The sequence below is a fragment of the Streptomyces sp. NPDC026062 genome (assembly GCF_055568375.1).
Genome location: NZ_JBVHOQ010000004.1, coordinates 226,963 through 252,123, shown reverse-complemented (window position 1 = coordinate 252,123; position 25,161 = coordinate 226,963). Strand labels below are relative to the sequence as shown.

Below are 25,161 nucleotides of genomic sequence, written 5' to 3'. Positions count from 1 at the left end.
GATCACTTCTGCGGGTCTGTGTGCTGCCTGCGGGCGCATGCGGAGATTGCCGAGCGGAGGACCGCCGAAGGGTGTCGGCGCGGGGCGACGGGGGACACCGCCGTCCCCGTATTCATCCGGCGTACGCCGGCGGCGGTATGTCCGTCCGGGGCGGCCATGGATCTGTCCGGCGGCCCAGGACGGGCAGGGCCAGTGAGACTCCCGCCTGTTCCGCCTTGCACGTCAGGAAGCCCATGGTGGCCGGGAAGTCGTCGAGGAAGGCGCGGAACGGCCTCATGGGGCGGTCGAGGGGACGGAAGAAGTCGTCCCAGTGGATGGGGACGACGCGTCGGGCGCCGGTAGCCGTGACCAGCCGGTGCCAGTACTCCTCCCGGAACGCCTCGTCCTGCCTGCCGAGCGCCCCGATCCCCAGGTATACGGTCTCGGCGCGGTGGCCGTCGAGGGCGCCGGGCAGGCTGTGCGCACTGGCGTGGATCAGGAGCCGGTGTGCGCCGTGACGGACATGGAGCGAGTAGCAGTCGCCGGTTCTGTAGTCCGTGGCGCGGACCGGTGGCCGCAGCGGCCGGTCGATCCTTCCGGGGGCGATGTCCCCCGGGCTGTGCCGGGCGGGCAGGGCGGTGAGCGTGAAGTGCCCGATCGTGAACGGCACACCGGTGACGGCGGCTTGGAAGTGTTCGTCGGGAAAGCCCTGCCCCCGGGCGATGTTGCGGGTGGAGGGGGAGCCGATGAGGCGGGCGCCCGTCGCGGCGGCCACCACGGGGGAGTCCAGGGCGTGATCGTAGTGCGAGTGGACGACGAACACGGCGTCCAGGCGGTCGATCCCGGCCCGGTGCAGGCCGGCGGCGATGCGCGCGCGATGCGGTCGCAGGCGGCCGAACCGCATGCGCAGGAGTCCGGGGCGGCTGAAGAACCCGTCGGTGAGGAACGCGGTCTCTCCGTCGTCGAGCAGAATCGTTGACACGCCGAGGAACACCGCGCGCGGAACTCCCGGCCGGGGCGGAGCCGGTGGCTCGTCGAGGAATGCCCACGGGGCCAGGCTGGGCGCTCGCAGTCCACGCAGCACGGCGGTCATGCGCGGGCCGCGGTTCTCCGTGCCGGTATCCATGCTTCGTCCTCGGTCACCTGGTTGTCGGGGCAGCGTAGATGATGCGCCGCCGGAACACCCGTGATCGGCGTTCCTCGGCGGTTTCCGGGCCTCGGGGACCGGCAACTTCCGTTGGATTCAGGGGAATTCATCCTTTCGGGCAGGAAGTCTGAGCAGAATTCCGTACGCTGCCGGGGTAGGGAAACGGTCAGGGAGGGGGACCCACATGTCCATGCGCAAGGGCGCCAACACGCCGGTGGCAAGCGCCCGCGTGCGGGTGGAGCTCGGCTGGCGCGGAGGTCCGGGCGCCCCTGATGTGGATGTGTCGGCACTCCTGCTGACGGGATCCGGCCGGGTCCGTTCGGACGACGACTTCGTGTTCTACAACCAGCCCGTTCACCCCAGTGGTGCCGTGCGCCATGAAGGCAGACGCCAGGACGGCGGCGGTGCGGTCGAGACGATCGACGTGGCGCTGTCGGCGGTGGAGCAGGAGATCGGGACCGTCGTGGTCGCCGCGTCCACGGACGGTACGTTCGGACAGGTGCCCGGATTGTTCGTGCGGGTACTCGACGCGGTGAGCGGTGCCGAGACGGCGCGGTTCGATGCGACGGACGCGACCACGGAGACCGCCTTCGTGCTCGGGGAGCTGTACCGGCGCAACGGCGTCTGGAAGTTCAGGGCGGTCGGCCAGGGATACGATTCCGGGCTGGCAGGGCTCGCCACGGACTTCGGGATCACCGTCGACGAGGCCGCACCGCCCGCGCCGCTTCCCCCGGCCCCGCAGCCCGCCCCTGTGCAGCCGGTCAGTCTCTCGAAGATCACCCTGACGAAGACAGCCCCTTCGGTTTCGCTGACCAAGCAGGGCGCGACCTCCGGCGCGATGCGGGTCAACCTCTCCTGGAGCGCCCGCCGGCCACCGCGCGGCTGGATGCGGAAGGGAGCCGATGCCGTCCGGCTGGAGGATGTCGACCTGGACCTCTCCTGTCTGTGGGAGCTGCGGAACGGGGCGACGGGGATCGTTCACCCCATCAACAACCAGTTCGGCTCGTTCGATCAGCCGCCCTATGTCCAGTTGGACCAGGACGACCGGACCGGCACGAGCGACGACGGCGAGAACCTCACGATCAATCTCGATCACGCCGCCGAAATCAAGCGCCTTCTGGTGTTCGTGGTCATCTACGCCGGGGCCTCCAGCTTCGCCGGACTGAACGGTGTCGCCACGCTGTATCCGCCCGTCGGCCCGCCGATCGAGATGCACCTGGACGAGTGCACCGTGTCCTCGCAGGTGGCCGCGATCGCGTTGATCGAGAACGACGGCGGGGAACTGATCGTCCGGCGGGAGGCGAAGTACCTGCTCCCGGGGCCCGGCATCTTCAAGCAGCAGGCCGCAGATCTCGAATACGGCTGGGGACTGTCGTGGCAAGGGGCCATTAAGGACTGACCGGACCCGCGCCAGGTCTTCGCCGGAAGGTTCTCACCGGCGGGGAACCCTCGTCACCGGGCGGGGATCCGTCTCTCGGCAGTGCAAGGGCTGTCCCGCAGGGGCTGGAAAGCGTGTGGCCGAGAAAAACGCTTGGACTCGGCCCGCAGCGGGCCGGGACACTGACAGCCCTCGCCCGCCCCCCCGTACTCACACCGACGCACCGCCGCGTGCCGTGCGTCGCAGGACCGCCCCGGCGGGGCTTCCACACGCATCCGGAACTTCGCGCGGCCGGTGGGGCAGGCGTCTCTTCCCGCAGCCGAACGATCACACAGGGTTGAAATGGGATCACCTGAATCACCGGGATCACCTGAATCGCACGAAGCGCCGGGCCGGGGCTCCGTGCTCCTCGCACTTCGTTACTACGGAAGGGAGTTGGCCCGCCGAAAACGGGTGACGCTGCCCGCGATGCTGCTGCCGGCTCTGGGCAACATCGGCATCAACTACGTCGCGCCGCTCGTCGTCGCGAAACTCGTCGGACGCATCGCCGGCGACGGTGACACCTCGATCGGGTCGATGCTCCCCTACATCATCGGTTTCGCCGGCGTGCTTCTCCTCGCCGAGACGCTCTGGCGTATCGGCCTGCACTTCCTGAACCGCCTGGACGCCCTCTCCATCGAGCACCTGTATGTGACGGGCATGGACGAGCTGTACGCCAAGGACGCCTCGTTCTTCCACGAGAACTTCGCCGGCTCGCTCACCAAAAGGGTTCTGAGCTTCGCCTCCCGGTTCGAGGAGTTCGCCGACACGCTGACATTCTCCGTCGTGGGGAACTTCGTGCCGCTGGTCTTCGGATCGGTCGTGCTCTGGCGCTACGAACCGCTGCTCGTCGTAGGCCTGTTGACGATGATCACGTTGACGGCGCTGTGCGTGTCACCTCTCATCCGCCGCCGCCAGGTTCTCGTGGGAGAGCGTGAGCAGGCGATCGCCCGGGTGTCCGGCCATGTGGCCGACAGCCTGATGAATATGGAGACGGTCCGGGCGTTCGCCGCCGAGAAGCGTGAGGCCGCCGAGCACCGCTCCCGCGTCGCGGAGTCGCGGCGGCTCACGCTGCGGTCCTGGGACTACGGCAACCTTCGCATCGACACACTGGTCGCGCCGCTGTCCGTGCTGACCAACGCTCTGGGGCTGCTGCTCGCCGTTGTGCTGGGCGGAGGCGGGAACGGTGTGGAAGGGGTGGTCGTCGCCTTCATGTACTACACCAACGCGACCCGGATCATGTTCGAGTTCAACCAGATCTACCGGCGGCTGGAAAGCTCGATGACAGAGGCCGGCCAGTTCACCGGTCTGCTGCTGGAGCCGCCGGCCCTGCGCGACCCGGAGTCGCCGGAACCGCTGCTCTCCCGCGCCGCGGACGTCCGCTTCGAGAAGGTGACGTTCGCCCACGCGGGAGCGCAGCCGCTCTTCGAGTCCCTCGACCTGTCCGTGCGCAGCGGTGCGAAGATCGGTCTGGTCGGCAGGTCCGGCGGCGGCAAGACCACGCTCAGCCGGCTGCTGCTGCGGATGATGGACATCGACGGCGGCCGCATTCTGATCGGTGGCCAGGACATCAGCAGACTGCGTCAGGCCGATCTGCGCAGCATGATCGCGTACGTACCGCAGGACCCGGCGATGTTCCATCGCTCCCTGCGGGACAACATCGCGTTCGCCCGACCGGAGGCCACCGACGCCGAGATCCGTCGGGCGGCCGAGGCCGCGCACGTCACGGAGTTCGCCGACGCGCTGCCCGAGGGCTTCGCCACCCTGGTGGGGGAGCGCGGCGTGAAGCTGTCCGGCGGACAGCGTCAGCGGGTCGCACTCGCCCGGGCGATCCTGCGCGATGCGCCGATCCTGCTGCTCGACGAGGCGACGAGTGCCCTGGACTCGGAGAGCGAGCTCCTCGTGCAGGAGGCGCTGTGGCGGCTCATGGAGGGACGGACCGCACTCGTGGTGGCCCACCGGCTGAGCACGGTCGCCGCCATGGACCGGCTCGTCGTCCTGGACCGCGGCCGCATCATCGAGCAGGGCACGCACCACGAGCTGCTCGCATCGGACGGTGCCTACGCCAAGCTGTGGCAGCACCAGTCGGGCGGCTTCCTCGACACCCCCTCCCAGTCCCAGCCCCAGCCCCAGCCCGACCTGATCTGAACGCGCGTCCGCACGGATGCGGCCGGGCCCGGAAACGGGTCCGGCCGCGAACGGCCTGCCGCATCCGGGCCGTACCCGGTGCGCGAGCGGCGCACCGGCTCGGCGCCGTACCCCGTCACAGCCAACCCGAGCGCTGCGCCTGCAACGCCATCTGGAAGCGGTTCGCGGCACCGAGCCGGGCCATCAGGACCGACAGGCGGCGAAACAGTGTGCGGCGGCTGATGCCCATCTCGCGGGCGATCACCTCGTCGCTCGCGCCGCCCGCGAGGAGCCACAGCAGCCGGCGGTCACCGGGCGGCAGGCCGCCCGGCAGGGTGACGTGGCCGTGGAAGGGGAGAGCGTTCTGCCAGGACTGCTCGAACAGTGCCACGAGTGCCGAGAGCAGACCGCACGGCTGAACGACCAGCATCGTGTTGTGTACGTCGGCCTCCTTGATCGACAACGACACGAGCGCGTACGCGTCGTCGATGATCACGAGTTTGACCGGTACCACCGGCAGCACCCTGGCCTGCTCGCCCGCCCTGACACACGGTTCGATGACGTCGGTCAGATGGCCCGGGTGCTCCAGTGACGCCCGCGAGTACACGACTCGCTGGGTGACCCCGCGGGCGAGCGTGGCCAGCGCGTCCTCCGTCGCTCCAGGGAGCGGAAAGTACGGGGGAGACTCGAACTGACGGATCTGCTCCCGCGCGCTCGCCCACGCCTGACGGATCCTGGAGCCCACCGCCTCCCCGGTCACGACCTCGACGAGATGGTCGTTGTACGCGGCGAGCCGCTGCCGCCGGAACGACTCGAACGCGCCCCCGACGGCGATGCGCGACTCCTCGACCTCGGCCGCCCGGTGCCGGGCCAGGATCTCCAGGCCCGCGGTGGGCGGCACCGGGGCCACCACATCCTCGCCCTCCTCGGCGGCACTGGCCAGACCGGCGCCGACCAGCGACGCGTACGCCCTGGCGAGTTCCGTCCGCCCGAGACCGGCGGCGGACCCGATGGCACTCAGCGGTGCGGGGGCCAGCTCCAGGAGCGCCAGATACACCCGGCTCGCCACTGGATCGACGCCCAGAAGCCGAAGGGCCTCGCCGAGTTTCGCGTTCGTCATACACGGCATTATCGACGCTTTCCGCCCGCCCTGTGGCCGATCTGTGCCAGTGGCACTCCCGCGCCCCGGACGTGGGCGGCGCGGGATACCGTCCGTGAGCCGCCGGGGCCCGGCGGCAGGGAGGGCGGTGTGCCCGGAGTCCAGCTTCCGGGTGCTGCCGTCGAGTAACCATGCCGAAGAAGGAGCAGGACGTGGCGAAAGGCCGGAAGAACGGTCTCTACTCAGAGATCTCCGAGGAACTGTCCGCGTTGATGAGGACCGGGTGGGCCGACACCGAGCAGCACGACCTGCAGCCCGGCGAGCAGGCGCCGTACGCGGCCCGCCGCCGTGACGCCCTCTCCGCGCGCTTCCCCGGCGAACGCCTGGTGATCCCCTCGGGAAATCTCAAGGTCCGGTCGAACGACGACACCTACCCCTTCCGCCCGTACTCGGGATACGCCCACATGACGGGAGACCGTGCCCGGGACGGTGCGCTCGTCCTGGAACCCCGTGCGGACGGCGGCCATGACGCCTACTGCTTCCAGCTGCCCCGGGACAGCAGGGACAACGACGAGTTCTGGACCGGCCCCACGGCAGAGCTCTGGATGGGCCGGCGCCGTTCCCTCGCGGAGTCGGAGCGTGTGCTCGGTCTGCCCTGCCGCGATGTCCGCACGGCAGCCGACGACCTCGCAGCCGTCGACGTGCCGACCCGGATCGTCCGTGGGGTCGACCCGGCCCTCGAAGCCGCCGTCAGCACCGACGAGGAGCGCGACGCCGGCCTCGAAGAGGCGCTCAGCGATCTCCGCCTCGTCAAGGACGACTGGGAGATCGGCGAACTCCGCAAGGCCGTCGACTCCACCGTGCGCGGATTCACCGACGCGGTCGGAGAGCTCTCCGGGGCCGTCGCCTCGTCCGAGCGGTGGATCGAGGGCACGTTCCTGCGCCGCGCGCGCCTGGAGGGCAACTCCGTCGGCTACGGCACGATCTGCGCCGCGGGCGACCACGCCACGATCATGCACTGGACGGACAACGACGGCCCGGTACGCCCGGGGGAGCTGCTCCTGTTCGACGCCGGTGTGGAGACACACACCCTCTACACCGCGGACGTCACACGCACGCTCCCGATCAGCGGGACGTTCACGCCGCTCCAGCGCAAGGTCTACGACGCGGTGTACGAGGCCCAGGAGGCCGGCATGGCCGCCGTGAAGCCGGGCGCCGCATACCGCGACTTCCACGACGCCGCCCAGCGCCATCTCGCGGTCCGGCTGGTCGAGTGGGGCTTCATCGAGGGCCCGGCCGACCGTGCGTACGAGCTCGGTCTCCAGCGCCGCTTCACCATGGCGGGCACCGGGCACATGCTCGGTCTGGACGTCCACGACTGTGCGCGGGCCCGGCACGAGGAATACGTCGGCGGCGTCCTGGAGCCGGGCATGGTGCTCACCGTCGAGCCCGGCCTCTACTTCCAGCCGGACGACCTCACCGTCCCCGAGGAGTGGCGCGGCATCGGTGTCCGGATCGAGGACGACCTGCTCGTGACCGCCGACGGTCACGAGAACCTGTCGGCGGGGCTGCCTCGCTCGGCCGACGACGTCGAGGCGTGGATGGCCCGGTTCGCCGGCTGAGAACGAGCAGCCGTTCCGGCCGCGCCGAGGGACCCGGCCCGCTCGTCGGTGCGGCCGGGCCCTCGTACCCTGTCTTCCGTGCCAGCCTCCCGCCTTCACCGCGTCGCCGTCCTCGTGCTCGAAGGCGCCAAGCCTCTGGACGTCGGGATCCCCGCCCAGGTGTTCACGACGCGCGCGAGCATGCCGTACGAGGTACGGGTGTGCGGCGCCGCGCCCGGCCTGGTGACAGGGGGTGACGGGCTGTCGTACCACGTCGCCGACGGCCTCGACGCGCTGGAGTGGGCCGACATCGTCTTCATCCCCGGTTACCGGTTTCCCGACCGCGACGAACCGCCGCACCCCGTCGTCGACGCGCTCGTCGCCGCCCACGCCCGCGGCGCACGGCTCGCGGCCATCTCCACGGGGGCTTTCGCGCTGGCCGCCACCGGTCTGCTCGACGGCAGGCGGGCGACGACACACTGGCACTACGCGCGGGCGCTCGCGGCGAAGCATCCTCGCGTCCGCGTGGACGAGAACGTGCTGTTCGTCGACGAGGGCCCTGTCCTCACCTCGGCCGGGGCGGCCTCCGGGATCGACCTGTGTCTGCACATCCTGCGCGGGGACCTCGGCGTGGCCGCGTCGAACCACGCGGCCCGGCGGCTGGTGGCGGCCCCTTACCGGAGCGGCGGCCAGGCGCAGTACGTGCCGCGCAGCGTGCCCGAACCGCTCGGCGAACGGTTCGCCGCCACCCGTGAATGGGCGCTGGGCCGGCTCGGTGAACCGCTCACGCTGGAGACGCTCGCCCGGCACGCGGCGGTCTCACCGCGCACACTCTCGCGCCGCTTCGTCCAGGACACCGGCTACACCCCGATGCAGTGGGTCATGCGCGCCCGCATCGATGTGGCCCGCGAGCTGCTGGAGCGCTCGGAGCGGAGCATCGAGCAGATCGCCGCCGAGACCGGGCTCGGCACGGGGACCAATCTGAGGCTCCACTTCCACCGCATTCTCGGCACCACACCGAGTGAGTACCGGCGCACGTTCGCCGGAGGCGAGTAGCGCGCCGCCGGGTGGCGCGATCCTTTCGAACCGTGGCGCTCACGCCGCTGCCGCGACAGGGTGCCGCGAGCGAACCTTGGTGACGGAACGCAGGGACGAAGGGACACCCCATGACTCGCATCGCCATCAACGGATTCGGCCGCATCGGACGCAACGTGCTGCGCGCGCTGCTGGAGCGCGGCAGCGACCTCGACGTCGTCGCCGTCAACGACCTCACCGAGCCCGCCGCCCTGGCACGGCTGCTCGCCTACGACTCGACGTCCGGCAGGCTGGGGCGCCCGGTGACGCTCGACGGGGATGTTCTCGTCGTCGACGGCCGCCGCATCAAGGTGGTTGCCGAGCGTGATCCGGCGCGGCTGCCGTGGGCCGCTCTCGATGTCGACATCGTGCTGGAGGCCACCGGCCGCTTCACGTCGGCCAAGGCCGCCCGCGCCCATATCGACGCCGGTGCGAAGAAGGTGCTCGTCAGCGCGCCGTCGGACGGGGCCGATGTCACGCTCGCGTTCGGGGTGAACACCGACGCGTACGACCCGGCCCTGCACACGATCGTCTCGAACGCCTCGTGCACGACCAACGCCCTCGCGCCGCTGGCCTCGGTCCTCGACGAACTCGCCGGTATCGAGCACGGTTTCATGACGACGGTGCACGCCTACACGCAGGAGCAGAACCTGCAGGACGGCCCGCACCGCGACGCCCGCCGTGCCCGTGCCGCCGCGGTGAACATCGTGCCGACCACGACCGGTGCCGCCAAGGCGATCGGCCTGGTGCTGCCGAACCTGGCCGGCAAGCTGTCGGGCGACTCGATCCGCGTACCCGTGCCGGTCGGCTCGATCGTCGAGCTCAATACGACAGTGGCCCGCGACGTCTCGCGCGAGGAGGTGCTGGCCGCCTACCGTGCTGCGGCGGACGGGCCGCTCGCGGGGGTCCTGGAGTACTCCGAGGACGCCCTGGTCTCGTCCGACATCACGGGCAACCCGGCCTCGTCGATCTTCGACTCGGAGCTCACCCGCGTCGAGGGCCGGCACATCAAGGTCGTCGCCTGGTACGACAACGAGTGGGGCTTCTCGAACCGTGTCATCGACACGCTTCAGCTCCTCGCCAACGGCTGACCGGTCACGAGGGTCCCCGGGGGCGGGTGATGAGTGCCCCCGGGGACCCGGCCGGTCGTGGACGACGCTCAGGAAGCGATCGCCATGTCGAAGAGGTGGACGTTCCCGTTCGCCGGCAGGACTACGAACTCGACGGTCCTGGACGGGTCCAAGGCGATCGAGTGGGCGAACACGCTGTACTTCACCGTGGCGTTGCCGTACCCGTCGGGCCGGTTGCGGCCGTCCGTCGACTTCACCGGCGTCGCGCCGTGGGCGTCGAGCGGGTCGAACGACCAGTTGGGGAAGCCGAACGACCCCGTGGTGGAGGTGCCGTCGGTGTAGTACACGGTGGCCTTGCCCGTGGCGCCGCTCCCGACGCCGGAGCCGAGGAACACCAGCTTGGAGCCCTGGCCGGTCAGAGCGACGGCCTGCCCGGCACCTGCCACGTTGTCCTTGGTGCCGGCGGGCACGTCCGGCCACGTCAGTGTGGCGCCCAGGGCGTCGACCTTCGCTCCGGGCGTGAGACCGACCGCGGCCAGCTTCTGTGCCGAGAAGCTGTTGCCCTCGCCGTCGTAGTCACCGGCCGCTGTGGCGGACTCGTCGGTGATCGCCACACCGTTGTACGCCGCCGCCAGGTTCGCCTGCGGTGATCCCGAGCGGTCGGTCCGGGTTCCGGTGGCGGTTCCCAGGCCGTCGCCGCCCTGGTAGGCCGCGGTCGCCGTGAACGTGCGGATCACGAACCCGGACCGCTTCTCGGGGACCTGGATCCGGAACGTCGCGGTGGCGGAGGCGCCCATGGCCAAGGATCCGTCCACGGTGTACACGGACGGCTGGACCGCCCATCCGACGGGTCCGGCGAACGACACCTTGAGTGAACGCAGGCGCTGCGGAGCGGTGTTCCTGACGGTCACCTTCACCGTCGAGATGACCGGTCCGTCGAGATCCACGGGGGAGACGGTCACCTCGGTCCGCGCCTCGGCCGTGGCCGTCGGCGGCGCGGGCGCGGCCGTGGCCGCCTGTGCGGGAACGAGCAGGACCGCTGCCGCCACCGCGGCGGCTCTGAGCGGGTTGATCAGTCGGGCCGGTCTCATGGCGTGCTCCTTGGAGAGGGAGGTCGTCAGACGACGGGGGGCATCTCGGTGGTGCGCGAGTCGAGACCCATGCGCAGGTTGACCCAGGAGCCGCGGGTGAAGTCCGGGATCTCCACCGGACGCCCCTTGGCGGCGAGGGACATGACACTCAGCGGAACGGGCGCGCACCACGAGGCGGAGTCGTACACGTCGATGTCGGGGACCAGGCCCGCCCGCATCAGCTGGACCGTGCGCCACTGCAGGACGTAGTCCATGCCGCCGTGGCCGCCGTTCTCGGCCTCGTCGCCGAGTTCCTTCCACAGCCAGTGGTCGAACTCCTTGCGGTACGTCTCGAAGTCGCGCCAGGTGTCGCCGCTGTGGTCCGGTTCGAAGTAGACACGCGCGTCGGTGGTCGAGGTGCCCGCGTAGTCCTCGAAGATGCCCCGGCTGCCGACGAGGGAGTTGATCCGGCTGTACGGGCGGGGCGCGCTCACCGCGTGCTCGGCCCGGATCGTCCGGCCCTTCGCCGTCCGGATCTGGCAGGTGACCAGGTCGCCGTTGATGTACGTCTCGTTCCAGGACGGGTGGGACTTCGGCATGAAGCGTTCGCGGTAGTCGGCGAGTCCCTGCGGAGCAGTCGCGGTCGCTGTCAGCGTCGTCATCCGGTCGCCGCGGTTGATGTCCATGGCGGCGGCTATCGGCGCCAGACCGTGCATGGCGTAGAAGGACGCGGTGGAGCGGGTGTGCCACAGCCGGCGCCAGGAGTCGGTGTAGTAGGTGTCGGAGAAGAGCAACGAGCGCAGGTCGTGGAGGTAGCCGCCGTGACCGTTGGTGAGCTCGCCGAACACACCTTCGTGGCCCATCTTGAGCATCGCCAGCTCGTTGCGCCCGTAGCTGCAGTTCTCGGACAGCATGAGGTTCTTGCGCGTGCGCTCCGAGGTGTTCACGAGGTCCCACAACTCGTCGAGCTCGGTCGCGATGGGGAGTTCGACGATCACGTGCTTGCCGGACAGGAGTGCGGCCTTGCCCTGTTCGTAGTGGAACTCCCAGGGCGTCGCGATGTAGACGAGGTCGATGTCGTCGCGCTTGAGCATCTCGGCGTAACTGCCGTCGGAACCGCCGAACTCGGCCGGACGCGGCTTTCCGTCGGTCACCAGCCGGTCGGCAGTGCGCTTGGCGCGGTCGGCGCGGATGTCGCAGACGGCGGTCACCACGCAGCCGGGGATGACGGACCAGCCCGTGGTCATTCCTGAGCCCCGGTTGCCGAGCCCGATGACACCCACGCGGACCGTCGTGTGCGGCTCGAACGGGACATTGACCATGGACTTCTGCCCCGCTGCCCGGCGGGGCGGGGCGCCTTCGGCGAGCAGGGAGGCAGCGGCGGACCCGGGAGCCGCCGAAGCGGGTGCGGCGGCCGAGCCGAGCCCGACCGCGAGCGCTCCGGTGGCCAGCGTTCCTCCCAGGACCGAACGGCGTGAGACTTCAGGGATTTCAGGCATGCGACAACGCTCCTCGTTACGCGACCGGCATCACTGGCGGAGACGACTCTCGCCGGAACGGCGGTGACATGTCAAGAGTTGTTCACCATCACCGACTTTCGAGCAATAACGAGCATTCGACCGGCAGGATGGTTCCGCGCGCGTCCCTGTGCGGTGTCCCCTACGCTGCTGCTCGATCGTCGTGTGGGTGAGAGCCCACTCATTTCGAAGGATGCGATGCAGTACGCCCTGCTGATCTACGCGGCGCCCGGCCAGGAGGACGCCCTGTCGGACGCGGAACGCGAGGCGGCATATGCCGGGTGCCTGACACTGGCCGATGACACGCGGTGCGTCGCGGCGGCGCGGTTGCAGCCCGTCGAGATGACGACGGGCGTGCGTGTTGCCGGTGGCCGGACACTCGTCACGGACGGCCCGTTCGCCGACACCAAGGAGGTACTCGGAGGCATCTGCCTGATCGAGGCGGCGGATCTGGACGAGGCCATCGAAGTGGCGTCGCGCGTCCCGGCCGCCCGCTACGACGGCATGGTGGAGATCCGGCCGGTGGTACGGCACTGACCGCGCTGGAAGAGGTCTTCCGGGACGAGTGGGGCAGGGTGCTGGCCGCACTCGTCGGGTATCTCGGCGACTTCGACAGGGGCGAGGACGCCGCACAGGAGGCGTTCGCGATCGCCGCCGAGCGCTGGCCCGCGTCGGGCGTACCCGAGCGACCCGGTGCGTGGCTCATGAAGACGGCCCGCAACCGGGCGATCGACCGGCTCCGCCGGGAGCGCACCCTGGCCGAGAAGATCCGCCTCCTGCCCGCACCGGAGGCCGTCATGGAGGAGTTCGACGACACCGTGATCAAGGACGAACGCCTGGAGCTGATCTTCACCTGCTGCCATCCGGCGCTGCCACTGGAGGGGCAGGTGGCGCTCACGCTGCGTGCCCTGGAAGGTCTGGAGACCGCGGAGATCGCCCGCGCGTTCGTCGTCTCCGAGGAGACCATGAAGCGGCGCCTGTCGCGCGCCAAGGCGAAGGTCAGGGCGACCGGGATCCCGTTCGCCGTACCGGGCGCGCACCTGCTGCCCGACCGGCTCGACGCGGTCCTGGCCGTCGTCTACCTGATCTACAACGAGGGCTACCGGGGCCGGGTCGACCTGGGGGCCGAGGCCATCCGCCTCGGACGCGTGCTCGCCGGGCTCATGCCGGACGATCCGGAGGTGCACGGGCTGCTGGCCCTGATGATGATCCACCACGCCCGGCGGCACGCCCGCTTCGCGGGTCAGGACCTGGTGCTGCTCGATGACCAGGACCGCACGCTGTGGGACGCCCGGCAGCTGGCCGAGGGGCGGGCCGTGCTCGACCGGGCGTTCGCACTCGGCGGGCGGGGCGCCCATGTCGTACAGGCGGTGATCGCGTCGATGCAGTCGCGGCAGCCGGTCGACTGGCCACGGGTCGCCGCGCTGTACGGCCGGCTGGCCGAACTCACCGGGTCCCCGGTCGTCGAGCTCAACCGCGCCGCAGCGCTCGCCCAGGCCGGCGACCCCGCCACCGCGCTGCGCGCGGTCGACCGTCTCGACCTCGACGGCTACCTCTACTACCACTCGACCCGTGCCGAACTGCTGAGGCGGCTCGGCCGGGCCACCGAGGCCAGGACCGCCTACCGCCGGGCAATGGCACTGGCCACCTCGGCGCCCGAGCGACGGTTCCTCGGCCGGAGGCTCGAAGAATTCTGACCCGGGCTGTCCCCGCGGCGGGGCCCCGTTCGTCTTCCAGGTAAGAGGGACCCACCCGAACCATGAAGGACATCATGAGCTCCGTCCCGGCAACCGCCACGATCCCAGGCCTTCGGGCCGGCACCTGGAAGGCCGGCCCGGCCCACTGCGAGATCTCCTTCTCCCTCCGCTTCCTCACGGCCGGTACGGTGCGCGGCCGGTTCACCGGCGGCGAGGCCACGATCGTCACGCGCGAAGACCCGCGGGAATCGGTGCTGAGCGCGACGATCGACACGGCGTCCATCGACACCGGCAACGAGAAGCGCGACACCCACCTGCGCTCCGCCGACTACCTCGACGCGGAGAACCACCCGACGATGAGCTACCGCTCCACCGGCATCCGCCGAAGCGGCGACCGCTGGACGGTGGACGGTGAGCTGACTCTGCACGGTGTCACCCGGCAGGTGCCCCTGGCCGTCGAGGTGAACGGATTCGGCCCGGCTCCGTCCGGCGGCAGGCAGGCCGCCTTCTCCGCGACCGCGCGCGTCGACCGGCGCGACTTCGGCGTCACCGCCCGGACCGACGGCGGCGGTCTCCTGGTCGGCAACAAGGTGTCGATCAGGCTGGTGATCCGGGCCGTGCTCCAGAAGTGATCCGAGGAGAGACGACATGCCTGCAGGGCAGGAAACGCGCAACAAGGCGGCGTTCGGCCGCTTCCACGACGCGATGAACAGCAGCGACCTGGACGTTGTCTTCAGAATGATCGACGAGGTCGTCGCCCCGGACGTGCTGTTCCACGCACCCGTGCCGAGCGGCGAAACGGGGGTGGCGGCAGTCAAGCAGGTGTGGGCGGCGCTCCTGCGAGCCTTTCCCGGCATCCGCGTCACGGTCGAGGACGTGATCGCCGAGGGGGACAAGGGCGCCGGCAGGCAGACCGTCACCGGGACCCATCTGGGCGAATACCGGGGCCTCCCGCCCACCGGCAGGTCCGTCACGTACGACGAGATCTTCATCGTCCGCTTCGACCACGGCCGTATCGCGGAGATCTGGGGGGTGGTCGACGTGTACGCACAGTTGCGCCAGCTCGGCATGATTCCCGTGAACGCTCCGTGACCGCAGGCCGCGGAAGGCGGCGTCCGGTGGGCACCGCCCCATTCCCGGCGGGGAATCGCCGGTACGTCGTGCCGGGCGCGGGATCTCGTCCGCCCGGGGATCGTGGTCCGTTCCCCGGAGGGGGACGGACCACGGCGTTCCCGGCATCCCGGCCCGGCGGGCAGCGGCCGTTGGTACGGTCCGGCTGCCTCAAGAGGCAGCCCGGGATGCCCCGGTCCCGCCGGGCGCGGGCTGGACGGGGCAGGGAATCCGGCGCGAGGGTGGAGAACCGGCAGGAGGGCCGGTCACCGCGGCCTTGCGCGGTGCGCCCCCACGACGGTGCGGTCAGGGAGACGACGATGAACGCACAGGACCACGGCCATGAGCACGAGCAGGACCCCGAGCGGGACCACCACAACGCCCAGCCCCGGGAGAGCGAGTACGGCCACGAGTGGACGCGGGGGGAACAGTTGCGCGGGGAACCCTCCGTCGCACAGCGCTCCCCGGGCGCCCACGATCCGGGAACCGACACCCACCACCTCTACCGGGCAGCGGCCAACGGCCGGGCGGACGTGGTCGGTACGGCCGGAATGAGCGCGCTCCAGCGGAGCATCGGCAACGCGGCCCTCGGCCCGATGATCCAGCGCGCCAGGGCCGGAGAGGCCGAGCGCTCGGAGGACGAGTCTCGCTCGCCGGTCCACGACGTCATCTCGTCGGGCGCGGGCACCCCGCTGGACACCGAGACCCGCACGGATCTCGAAGGCCGGATGGGGGCGGACTTCTCCGACGTGCGCATCCACAACGACTCCGCCGCGCACGAGTCGGCCAAGTGCGTCGGCGCGCACGCCTACACCGTGGGGAACAACGTGGTGTTCCAGCGTGACGCGTACGACCCGTCGTCACCGCAGGGCCGCACGACGCTGGCCCATGAGCTGACTCATGTGATTCAGCAGCGGAGCGGGCCGGTGGAGGGCACGGAGGCACCGGGAGGCATCCGGGTCAGCGATCCCTCGGACCGTTTCGAACGGGAGGCCGTGGCGAATGCCGACCGGGTGCTGTCGGACCCGGAACCCGCCCCGGCCGCAGCACCGGTCCCGGCGTCCGCCGCCCCCGCCGTCCAGCGGGCGGCCACGGAGGACGAGGACGAGCAGCCGGCCGATGTGCAGGGGTCGTTCGTCCAGCGTGCCGAGGAGAAGAACCCCGAGGAGGAGGAAGAGGCCCCGCCGGCCTGAGAGGAATCCTCCGTCACCTGCCCGTACGCGTGGGCGCACGGGCGCACGGGCGCACGGGCGTGCCTGCGTGAGTTCGTGGACGCGTGGGTGCGTGCCGGTCCGGGCGGCGGTCCGGCACGCACTCCTGGCCCCGGTCAGCCGGCGGAGTCGGGCCGCATCGTGCCGCCGAGGAACAGCGACTCGGAGCATCGCGAGGGTGTGCGGGCACCCACCGGCTTGCCGACCTTCCGGCAGTCGATGGTCATCGTGACCTTTCCGCCCGCCGGCACGAGAATCGGCGTCACGAAGTGGTAGTCGGAGTCACGGAAGTTCTCCAGCCCGAGACTCAGCGCACTCGCGTTCTCACCGGCCGAGATCACGACGGTTCCGGCGTCGCCCTGCGGATTCTGCACGACGATGTCGGTCAGCTGGAAGGTGTGGCCCTTGGGCACCTGAAGGGCGGTCGAGGAGTTCGAACCGCCGCCCACCGAGTCCCTGACCCGGACCTGCGCACTGGTCGGAGTGGCCGCTCCGTCGCCCGCCCCCGCCCCCGCGCTCGCCTCGGCGGAAGGGCTCGGCGTGGGTTTCGACGTGCCGGCGCCCGCGTCGGCCCCGGCGGAGTCACCGGTGCCGGCATCGGTGCCCGTCCCCGCGGTGCCGCCCTGGTCCGGCGCCTTGCTCTTGTCGGCCGCGGCCGCGGAACGTACCGCCTCCGGCGTGACCGCCTCCCGCGCCGCGGACTTGACGGCAGGACGCAGCAGCGCGTACCAGATCCCGGCCAGGGCTATCAGCAGTACGGCCGCCGTGATCAGGGCCCGGGGCAGCCAGCGTGGCAGGAGGGGTTCCTGCTGGTAGGAGCCGTCGACGAGGACCGGTTCCACCGGTTCCTGCCCCTCGGCCACCTGAGTGGCGGCGAATACCTGGAAGGGATGCGTCACCGGCGTACCGCGCCACATCCGCTTCGCGGGCCTCACCCGCAGCTTTCCGAACTCCGCCTGGCCGGGCGCCACCTGGAGCTCGGCGACGTCGAAGGCGACGCGCGCGAGTTCGCTCCCCGGCTGGGCGCCGAGCCGGACCGTGACCGGTGTGTTGCCCCGGTTGTCGACGGCGAGCTGGTGCCGTCCGCGACGGGAGCCGTGCGAGCTGCGCGGGACCAGCTCGGCCGTCGTCTCGGTGAACGGCAGCACGGTCACCCGGCCTTCCGGCACCACCGTGTCGCCCTGCTCACCGGTGGGTACCACCCGTACCCCGAACGGTGTCTCACCCGCAGGCACCGTCGCATCGCGCGGCGGGCGCAGCAGGAGCGAAACCGTCCGGGAGTCACCCGGGTAGAGCGACAGAACCGCCGGCTCCACCGCCGACCAGGCGGCGCAGGCACCGACCACCTCGAAGCGGTACTCCTCGACCGTCGCACCGGAGTTGCGGACCTGTAGGGGGACAGCCGTCTCCTCGCCCGGTGCGGCGCTGACGGACGATGCGTCGAGACTTGCCGTGAGACTCATAGGCGGACCGTAGAGTCGTCACCGATGTCGGACACCGGCCTGGAAGGAACACTTTCGGGCAGATCTCGTGCCCCTGACACCCTTTTAGTTTCCTTGCCGGTAAACGCGGGAATCTCTTGCCCGCCTCATATCCAATGAGACGGACGACAACGGCTGCGGGGCGTGGGCACGTTGTGGCCTTCCAGCTGTTGCCCAAGGGGGAGCATCGGCATGGAACGCATGGAACGCACCACGGTGGCGTTACGGGCTCAGGACCCGATCTCGCAAGCAGGCGTGGCCAGTCAGTTGAGGGCCCGCCCCGAAGTCAACGTCATGGAATGGTCCGAGGGCGAGAGCGCCCCCCAGGTCGTCGTCATGGTCGTGGACACGGTCGACGAAGACGTGCTGAGGATGCTGCGCCACATCCAGCGCACCAGCGATTCGCGAGCGGTGCTGGTCACCACGGACATCGATGAGCAGAAGCTGGTGAGCGCGGCGGAGTGCGGGGTCGTCGGCGTGATCAGGCGGGCGGAATCCACCCCCGAACACCTGGTGCACGTCATCGAGACGGTGGCGCGGGGCGAGGGCCACCTGCCCTCCGACCTGCTCGGGAGGCTCCTCGCGGAGGTGGGGCGGCTCCAGGGACAGGTGCTCGGGCCGCGTGGTCTGCACTTCACCGGGCTCGCGGCACGCGAGGTGGATGTGCTGCGGCTGGTGGCCGAGGGGTATGACACCGCGGACATCGCCACGAAACTGGCCTACTCCGAACGCACGATCAAGAACGTGCTGCACTCGGTGATGACCCGGCTCCAACTGCGGAACAGGTCCCACGCGGTGGCGTACGTCATGCGCCAGGGACTGATCTGACGGTTCATCCGGCTCTCGTCCGGCCCCCGCCCGGTCCTCACGCGATCCCCGGTCCTCACGCGATCCCCGGTCGGCACCTCCGCGCCCGGAACGTGGTGGCGGCCCGGTGCGCTCTTCGCGGGCCGCCGGTGTACGGGTGTCCGGTGCCTGTGGCCCGGGGCTGCCCCAAAGGGCAGCTCCGGCTTCCCGGAGAAGTGGCTCGCCTCTCACTGCGGAAGCGGAGCGCCCGCGAGACCGTGGGGGCGCTGTTCTTCGGTGGGAGGTCCGGGTGCGGGGGAGAGATTCGGTGCGGTGGATTCGGCCGGCGAAACAGTCACGCGGACTCACACGCGGACTCACGGGTGCGCGCCGCTCGGTCGGCCTCGTTCTCCTTCTGCTGGCCGCGGGCCTCGCCCCCGCTTCGGCGGGGACGGGCGTGGCCACCGCTGTCCCGGTTCCGCCCGAGCCGTGGGTCACTCCGGCGAGCCTGCACGAGGCGCTCGACCCGGGCGGGTCGACGGGGGTGGACAAGTCGGTGCGTACACCGGCCATTCCGCCGAAGCCGGAGGTCGTGCTGCTGGTGGACGGTACGAAGAGCATGGCCGAGCCCATCGGCGACGTACAGAAGTACCTCCCCGACATCACCGGGAAGATCCTGGCCGAGCAGCCCGACTCGCGCTTCGCCGTCGCCACGTTCGGCGACCAGGAGGGCGATCTCAACGCCGGGTTCGAGGTGCTCCAGGAGCTGACGGACGACGTCGGCAAGGTTCAGACAGGCGTCAACGGCCTGAAGACGGTGCTGGGCGGACAGAGCCGCGGCCCCTCCGAGGACTGGATCAACGGTCTGTGGGAGATAGCCAACGGGGCCGGGGGCAAGACCGTCTTCCGCGAGGGTTCCAACCCGGTCGTCGTACTCGTGAGTGACGCCTCCAGCCACGCACCCAGCAACCACCACACCATCGATGACACGATCTTCGACCTTCAGGACAAGGGCGTCCGGGTGATCGGCGTCGACGTGGACAGCAAGATCGGCGACGGACTCAACGGCAACGGGGACGCCCACAACCCGGACAACCCGACGTACGTCGAGGAGCCGCCGACCACGGAGGGACAGGCGACACGCATCATCGAGGCGACCCAGGGACGCCTGCTGGAGGGGATCCAGCCCGACGAGGTGGCCCAGGCCATCATGGACGGCTTCGACAACCTCCCCACCTCGGTCGGCTACCGGCTCGACAACTGCGACCCCCACCTCACGGTCTCCCTCGACCCGCCCAGCCGTAGGCTGACCAGCGGCGAGACCGCACACTTCGCGGAGACCGTCGACGTCTCGGCCGACGCGCCACAGGGCACCACGCTCACCTGCACCGTGCAGTTCCTGCTCGGCACCCAGGCGCCGGGGACGGACACGATCGGGCCCGCCGCCGCTGCCGACCCCGACTTCCAGCAGCAGATCAGCATCGACGTGAACGACATCGACGCCCCCGTCGTCACGGTGGACGACCGCATCGCGAGGCCGCAGAACGACGAAGGCGCGCGGATCACCTACACCGCGACGGCGACGGACGCACAGGACGGCGAGCTGCCCGTGAACTGCACGCCGGCGTCAGGTTCGCTCTTCCCGGTCGGAACGACCACGGTCACCTGCTCGGCCACCGACACGGCGGGCAACACCGGCACGGACACCGCACGCTTCGAGGTGCTGAAGCCGCCGCCGGACCCGCCACCGCCACCGCCTTCGTCGGAGCTCGCGGTCAAGGCCGACGTCAGCCCCGGCCGCACATATGTCACCCGCCCCGCCCGTGCCCGCTTCGTCATCACCAACGCCGGTCCGGACACCGCCACGGGAGTCGTCCTCGGCGCGACGTGGCCGGCCCCGCCGGACCGCAAGGACCGGAGCCTGCGGACCCTCACCCGCTGTACGGCAGCCGAGCCGTGCACGATCCCGGCGGGCGGCCGGATCGAGGTGACGCAGACGGCGACCTACCGGGCGGCGATCACCGGCGATGTGCGGGCCACGGTGCGCGGCACGCTCCCGGACCGCCGTACGGCCAACAACAAGGACACGGACCGGCTGCGCGTACTGAAGCCCTCTCTCACCGTCACCCCACTGGTGGCCAAGCCGGGGCAGCCCGTACTGGCCCGCGGCAAGGACTGTCCGCCCGGCGAGACCGTGCACCTCACCTGGGACACCGGGATCACGGGTGACCGGTCAGGGGTGAGGGTGGGCCGCGACGGCACGTTCGAGGTGCAGATGCTGGTGCTGCGCAAGGACACCCTCGGCCCCCGCGTCCTGCGCGCGGACATCCGCGGCCTTCCCCGCCTCCGGAAACCGGTCCTGGTGGTCCAACGCAACCTCCAGCCACCGGACTTCAAGGGACGGACATGACAGGAGCGATCTCCGGATGATCCACGAAGTGGATGACGTACTGCGCTCCCTGATCCGGGCCGAGGTGCTCGAAGGCGGTCAGATCGCCGTGGTCTTCGACGCACCGACCCGGGAATGGGCGGCCAAGGTGAACGCCCCGATGGTCAACCTCTACCTCTACGACATCCGCGAGGACATGCGACGCCGCGAGCGCGGACTCCACAACGAGTACGACGAGCGCGGCACCGTCGTCGCGCGGCGCCGCCCGCCCCGCTACTTCAAGCTGTCGTACCTGATCACGGCCTGGACCAAGCGCCCCGAGGACGAGCACCGGCTGTTGTCCTCCCTGCTCGGCTGTCTGCTGGCGTACGAGGCCCTGCCCCCGGAGCGCCTGGCCGGCTCCCTCGCCGAGATAGGGGCAGCCGTCCCGATGTCGATCGCTCTGCCGCCGCCGGAGGACCGCTCGTTCGCGGACGTGTGGAGCGCCCTGGGCGGTGAGCTGAAGCCCTCGCTGGATCTGGTGGTGAGCGTGCCGGTCACGGCGTCGCCCACGTACGCGGCGGGTCCGCCGGTGGGAGAGGAGGGGCTCCGGGCGGACTTCGGGGACGTACCGCCGCCCCCGGAACCGCGGCGCGACCCGATGCCGGGACGCGGCGGGCTCCCGGTCTACGGAAGCCGCCCCGGACGACCGGCGCCCGAGGACCCACCCGGATCCACGGAGCCGCGCCGGGGCCTCGCCCTCCGGATCACCGAGAACCGGCGTACCCAGGACAGCCGCTCCCAGGACGGCCGGTCCCAGGACAGCCGCACACAGGACGGCCGTACGCGGGACAGCACCGCATGACACCGCCGGGCCACCCCGCCGAGGACCCGAATCTGCGCCATCTGCTCGCCCGCGCGGTGGACGTCGAGCAGCGCATCCGCCATGCCGTCGAGTTCCGCCGGAGCACGGATCCGGACCCGGGGGACGAGTTCCGGGGGCTCTACCTCACGGCCGAGAACGTCGCGCGTCTGCTGGACGAGGAGGCCGCCCGGGGCTTTCCGGAGCCGATGGCGGGGGAGACCGGCCCGGCAGCGGGCACAGACTCCCGGCTCACCTCTCTGGAGGCCGGTTTCGGGCTCACCGCGCTCGACATCGAGATCCTGCTGATCGCACTCGTGCCGGATCTGGACGACCGCTTCGAGGCCTTCTACGGCTACCTCAACGACGACGTGACCCGTCGGCGCCCGTCGATCGGCCTGGCGCTCGGCCTGTGCGGGCTGTCACCGGCCGACGCGGTGGCACGGGGCCGGCTGGCGGCCCGCGCCCCGCTCCGTGACGCGGGCCTCCTCCTGGCCGAGGACCTCGACCGCCCGTTCCTGAGCCGCGCACTGCGCGTCCCCGACCGGGTCACCGCACACCTCCTGGGCGACGACACGAGGGACCCGCGCCTCGCCGACCTCCTCGTACCGTGGCACGCGGTGGCGGGCGTCGGTGATCCGGCACCGCTGGCCCGGGTCCTTGCCGACGGTCTCGGACTGGCTTATCTGAGCGAGGACCAGGGCGGGGCGGGCACAGCCCTCGCCGCATCCGCGCTCACACGCGCGGGCCTGGGGGTCCTGGGCCTGGACCTGGCCCGCCTGGCGGAGGACCCCGCCCCGGCCGATGCCGTGCGCTCCCTGGTCCGCGAGGCCCGGCTGACACACGCGGGCCTGGTCTGCGCCCCGCTGGACGCGCTGTCCCGCGAACACCCGCACCTGCTCAGGCTGCTCACGGCCACGCCCGTCCCGACGGTCATGGTCGGCCGGGTGCCGTGGGACGCGTCCTGGTCGACGACGCCGCCGCTCCTTCTGTACGCCCCGAGGGTGGAGCCGTCCGCACGCGGTGCGCTGTGGAGCGACGCGTACGCGCACACGGCCGCGGCCCCCCTCCCCGCCACGATCGACCCGGACCACCTCCTCGCCCCGTTCCTCCTCACTCCGGAACAGATCACCGGTGCTGCCCGCAGCGCGGCCCGGACTGCGCAGCTCGACGGCGGAACGCTCACCCCTGCCCACGTACGCCAGGGGGCCCGTGCCCAGAACGCGGCCGGCCTGGACCGGCTGGCCCGGCGCATCGAGCCCGCCGTGACCTGGCACGACCTGGTCCTGCCACCGGACGCCCACGCCCAGCTCCGCGAACTCACCGCCCGCGCCCGCCACCGCGACCGGGTGCTGGGGGAGTGGGGCATGCGCCCGGGAGGAGGCCGGGGCCGGGGGGTGTCCGCGCTCTTCGCGGGCGACTCAGGCACGGGCAAGACGATGTCGGCGGAAGTGATCGCGGCCGATCTCGGCCTGGACCTCTACACGGTCGACCTGGCGACGGTGATCGACAAGTACGTGGGCGAGACCGAGAAGAACCTGGAACGCATCTTCACCGAGGCTGCGGGGGTGAACGGTGTCCTGCTCTTCGACGAGGCGGACGCGATCTTCGGCAAACGCTCCGACGTGAAGGACGCCCACGACCGCTACGCGAACGTCGAGAGCGCGTACCTCCTCCAGCGCATGGAGTCCTTCGACGGCCTGGCCATCCTCGCCACCAACCTCCGTGCCAACCTCGACGACGCCTTCACCCGCCGGCTGGATCTGGTCATCGACTTCCCGGTCCCGGACCCGGAGCAGCGCCTGGTGCTGTGGGAGCGCTGTCTGGGCCCGCTGCTTCCGCGCGGCACGGACCTCGACCTCGCGTTCTGTGCCGAGAACTTCGAGCTGGCGGGCGGCAACATCCGCTCGATCGCGGTGACGGCGGCGTACCTGGCGGCGGACACGGGGGGCGCGGTGACGATGACGACGCTGATCCACGCGATCCAGCGGGAGTACCAGAAGCTGGGGCGGCTGACGCTGGCCTCGGAGTTCGGGCCGTACCTGGGGCTGGTCCAGGGGTGTTCGCCATGAGCCGTCACTCGTCGCCCGCCGGCCCTCGTGAACGAGCCGCCCGTCAGCCGGCCAGCCGGTCCAGGGCCGCCACCGTGAGGGCGGTGATCGCGGCCGGGAGGGCCGTGCGGACGGCCGGAGCGAAGCGTGGCGAGTGGTTGGGGGCGACGTCCGAGCCGCCCGAGGCCGCCCACCGCGCGGGGCTCGCGGTGCCCAGCATCCAGTAGACGAGGGGGACGCCGGCCTCGCCGTGGAGGTCCAGGCCCGCGTCGCCGTAGAGGGAGAAGTCCTCGGCGGCCAGGGACGGGGGCCAGGTGACGACCTGCCTCGGCCCGTGGAGGCCGGTGTGGGCCGACCGGACAGCCTCGGTCGCGGCCGGGTCGCCCCGCAGCGCCGGGGATCGGGTGACCACGGTGAGTCCGGGGTCCCGGGGGCAGGCGGAGGCAGCGCACTCCGCCCGGACGATTCGGTCGATCGAGGCCAGGGCCCGGTCCAGGGTGTCGTCGGTGAGAGCCCGTACGCCGATGCCGAGTTCGGCCGTGTCCGGTATGACGTTCACGGCCGTGCCCGCGTGCACGGTGCCCACCGTGAGGCTCAGCTGCTCGGACGGGGCGGCCTCGCGGGCGACGATCGTCTGGAGCCTGCCGATCACCGCGGCCGCCGTGACCACGGGATCGACAGTGAGCTGGGGGGTCGCGGCGTGACCGCCCCGGCCGTGGACGACGACGGTCAGGGCGGCGCTCGCGGCGACGACCGGAGCGTGCGGGCCGCCGTGCGCGATCAGGCCGGCGGGCAGCGGTGCGGCATGCTGGGCGAGGACAGCGCGGGGCCGGCCGAACCGTGCGTACAGGCCGTCCTCCAGCAGGGCGCGGGCACCGGTCAGGGTCTCCTCGGCGGGCTGGCCGAGGACGACGAGGGTGCCGCTCCAGCGGGTGGTGGCGCGGGCCAGCAGATCGGCGGTCCCGACGGCGGCGGCGAGGTGGAGGTCGTGGCCGCAGGCGTGCATGGCGCCGTTGGTGCTGGCGTACGGGAGTCCGGTCCGCTCCTCCAGGGGCAGGGCGTCGAGTTCGGCGCGGAGGTAGACGCGGGGGCCGTCGCCGTTGCGGAGCACTCCGACGACCCCGTGGCCTCCGACGTCGCGGGTGACGTCGAGCCCGATCGCGGCGAGCCGCTCGGCGAACAGGGCCGCGGTGCGCGCCTCCTGGCCCGACACCTCCGGGTGGCGGTGGACGTCCAGGTAGAAGGTGAGCGCGGGGCGGATCACCTCGTCGATGGCTGCGAGCACAGAGGGCGCGGCGGGCGCGTTCGGTGAAGTGGGCACGGTGATCGGGCTCCTGGCGGCATGTCGGGTATCGGGCGGAGAGGCGTCGCTGACGGCGCGTGCCAGCGATGTGTGAGCGGAACGCGTGCCGAGCGGTGAGTGACGGACGGTGCAATGGGGGCGTACATCCCACCGGGTGTACGCCAGCGGGTGGCCCCCGAAAACAGTGGGCC

Annotated in this window: 20 protein-coding genes; 14 read left to right on the top strand and 6 right to left on the bottom strand. The window is 71.1% G+C overall.

Annotated elements, in window-relative coordinates:
• Positions 1 to 112: 112 nt before the first annotated feature.
• A complete protein-coding gene (locus ACZ4LX_RS05725) occupies positions 113 to 1,105 on the bottom strand; it encodes an MBL fold metallo-hydrolase (protein ID WP_467639333.1) in 993 nt (330 codons plus the stop codon).
• Positions 1,106 to 1,316: 211 nt separating this feature from the next.
• Here ACZ4LX_RS05725 and ACZ4LX_RS05720 point away from each other — a divergent pair, with 211 nt between their 5' ends.
• Positions 1,317 to 2,525: a TerD family protein gene (locus ACZ4LX_RS05720; RefSeq protein WP_467639899.1), complete on the top strand. Its 1,209-nt coding sequence runs from the start codon at positions 1,317 to 1,319 to the stop codon at positions 2,523 to 2,525.
• Positions 2,526 to 2,846: 321 nt separating this feature from the next.
• Positions 2,847 to 4,691 carry an ABC transporter ATP-binding protein gene (locus tag ACZ4LX_RS05715; protein ID WP_467639336.1) on the top strand — a complete coding sequence of 615 codons (1,845 nt, stop codon included), beginning with the start codon at positions 2,847 to 2,849 and terminating at the stop codon, positions 4,689 to 4,691.
• A 115-nt stretch (positions 4,692 to 4,806) separates the two neighbouring features.
• Here the strand turns inward: ACZ4LX_RS05715 and ACZ4LX_RS05710 are convergent, their stop codons facing one another.
• Positions 4,807 to 5,790 (bottom strand): LuxR family transcriptional regulator, encoded by a 984-nt coding sequence (locus tag ACZ4LX_RS05710; RefSeq protein ID WP_467639339.1) that lies wholly within the window; start codon positions 5,788 to 5,790, stop codon positions 4,807 to 4,809.
• Between the two features lie 191 nt (positions 5,791 to 5,981).
• Here ACZ4LX_RS05710 and ACZ4LX_RS05705 point away from each other — a divergent pair, with 191 nt between their 5' ends.
• The 3 genes from ACZ4LX_RS05705 (at position 5,982) to gap (ending at position 9,535) form a co-directional block, all read left to right on the top strand.
• Positions 5,982 to 7,391, top strand: coding sequence for an aminopeptidase P family protein (locus tag ACZ4LX_RS05705; RefSeq protein WP_467639342.1), 1,410 nt, complete (start codon positions 5,982 to 5,984; stop codon positions 7,389 to 7,391).
• 78 nt (positions 7,392 to 7,469) lie between these two features.
• On the top strand, positions 7,470 to 8,426 hold the full coding sequence (locus ACZ4LX_RS05700; RefSeq protein WP_467639345.1) for a GlxA family transcriptional regulator: 957 nt from the start codon (positions 7,470 to 7,472) through the stop codon (positions 8,424 to 8,426).
• A gap of 110 nt (positions 8,427 to 8,536) precedes the next feature.
• Complete coding sequence (gap, locus tag ACZ4LX_RS05695; protein ID WP_467639348.1) at positions 8,537 to 9,535, top strand: type I glyceraldehyde-3-phosphate dehydrogenase; 999 nt, start codon at positions 8,537 to 8,539, stop codon at positions 9,533 to 9,535.
• 68 nt (positions 9,536 to 9,603) lie between these two features.
• Here gap and ACZ4LX_RS05690 read toward each other — a convergent pair whose 3' ends face one another.
• Both ACZ4LX_RS05690 and ACZ4LX_RS05685 read right to left on the bottom strand, forming a co-directional pair.
• Positions 9,604 to 10,605, bottom strand: a complete 1,002-nt coding sequence (locus ACZ4LX_RS05690) for an NEW3 domain-containing protein (RefSeq protein ID WP_467639351.1) — start codon at positions 10,603 to 10,605, stop codon at positions 9,604 to 9,606.
• A gap of 26 nt (positions 10,606 to 10,631) precedes the next feature.
• Entirely contained in the window at positions 10,632 to 12,083 is a 1,452-nt protein-coding gene (locus tag ACZ4LX_RS05685; RefSeq protein WP_467639354.1) for a Gfo/Idh/MocA family protein, read from the bottom strand.
• Positions 12,084 to 12,299: 216 nt separating this feature from the next.
• Here ACZ4LX_RS05685 and ACZ4LX_RS05680 point away from each other — a divergent pair, with 216 nt between their 5' ends.
• From ACZ4LX_RS05680 to ACZ4LX_RS05660, 5 genes are all read left to right on the top strand, one after another.
• Entirely contained in the window at positions 12,300 to 12,638 is a 339-nt protein-coding gene (locus tag ACZ4LX_RS05680) for a YciI family protein (RefSeq protein WP_467639357.1), read from the top strand.
• A gap of 38 nt (positions 12,639 to 12,676) precedes the next feature.
• Positions 12,677 to 13,798 (top strand): RNA polymerase sigma factor, encoded by a 1,122-nt coding sequence (locus ACZ4LX_RS05675; RefSeq protein ID WP_467639360.1) that lies wholly within the window; start codon positions 12,677 to 12,679, stop codon positions 13,796 to 13,798.
• 74 nt (positions 13,799 to 13,872) lie between these two features.
• Positions 13,873 to 14,430, top strand: a complete 558-nt coding sequence (locus tag ACZ4LX_RS05670) for a YceI family protein (RefSeq protein ID WP_467639363.1) — start codon at positions 13,873 to 13,875, stop codon at positions 14,428 to 14,430.
• Between the two features lie 16 nt (positions 14,431 to 14,446).
• On the top strand, positions 14,447 to 14,890 hold the full coding sequence (locus tag ACZ4LX_RS05665) for an ester cyclase (RefSeq protein ID WP_467639365.1): 444 nt from the start codon (positions 14,447 to 14,449) through the stop codon (positions 14,888 to 14,890).
• A 338-nt stretch (positions 14,891 to 15,228) separates the two neighbouring features.
• Positions 15,229 to 16,101 (top strand): eCIS core domain-containing protein, encoded by an 873-nt coding sequence (locus ACZ4LX_RS05660; RefSeq protein WP_467639368.1) that lies wholly within the window; start codon positions 15,229 to 15,231, stop codon positions 16,099 to 16,101.
• A 134-nt stretch (positions 16,102 to 16,235) separates the two neighbouring features.
• Here the strand turns inward: ACZ4LX_RS05660 and ACZ4LX_RS05655 are convergent, their stop codons facing one another.
• A complete protein-coding gene (locus ACZ4LX_RS05655; protein WP_467639371.1) occupies positions 16,236 to 17,582 on the bottom strand; it encodes a COG1470 family protein in 1,347 nt (448 codons plus the stop codon).
• Positions 17,583 to 17,801: 219 nt separating this feature from the next.
• Here ACZ4LX_RS05655 and ACZ4LX_RS05650 point away from each other — a divergent pair, with 219 nt between their 5' ends.
• The 4 genes from ACZ4LX_RS05650 to ACZ4LX_RS05635 all read left to right on the top strand — a co-directional run bounded on the left by ACZ4LX_RS05650 (position 17,802) and on the right by ACZ4LX_RS05635 (position 23,688).
• Positions 17,802 to 18,428 (top strand): helix-turn-helix transcriptional regulator, encoded by a 627-nt coding sequence (locus ACZ4LX_RS05650; protein WP_467639902.1) that lies wholly within the window; start codon positions 17,802 to 17,804, stop codon positions 18,426 to 18,428.
• A 415-nt stretch (positions 18,429 to 18,843) separates the two neighbouring features.
• Positions 18,844 to 20,796 carry an HYR domain-containing protein gene (locus ACZ4LX_RS05645; RefSeq protein WP_467639374.1) on the top strand — a complete coding sequence of 651 codons (1,953 nt, stop codon included), beginning with the start codon at positions 18,844 to 18,846 and terminating at the stop codon, positions 20,794 to 20,796.
• Between the two features lie 16 nt (positions 20,797 to 20,812).
• Positions 20,813 to 21,619, top strand: coding sequence for a Pvc16 family protein (locus tag ACZ4LX_RS05640; protein ID WP_467639377.1), 807 nt, complete (start codon positions 20,813 to 20,815; stop codon positions 21,617 to 21,619).
• Positions 21,616 to 23,688, top strand: coding sequence for an ATP-binding protein (locus ACZ4LX_RS05635; protein WP_467639380.1), 2,073 nt, complete (start codon positions 21,616 to 21,618; stop codon positions 23,686 to 23,688). Before ACZ4LX_RS05640 ends, ACZ4LX_RS05635 begins: the two co-directional genes overlap by 4 nt.
• A gap of 43 nt (positions 23,689 to 23,731) precedes the next feature.
• Here the strand turns inward: ACZ4LX_RS05635 and ACZ4LX_RS05630 are convergent, their stop codons facing one another.
• Positions 23,732 to 24,988, bottom strand: coding sequence for an amidohydrolase (locus tag ACZ4LX_RS05630; RefSeq protein WP_467639383.1), 1,257 nt, complete (start codon positions 24,986 to 24,988; stop codon positions 23,732 to 23,734).
• Between the last annotated feature and the right edge of the window lie 173 nt (positions 24,989 to 25,161).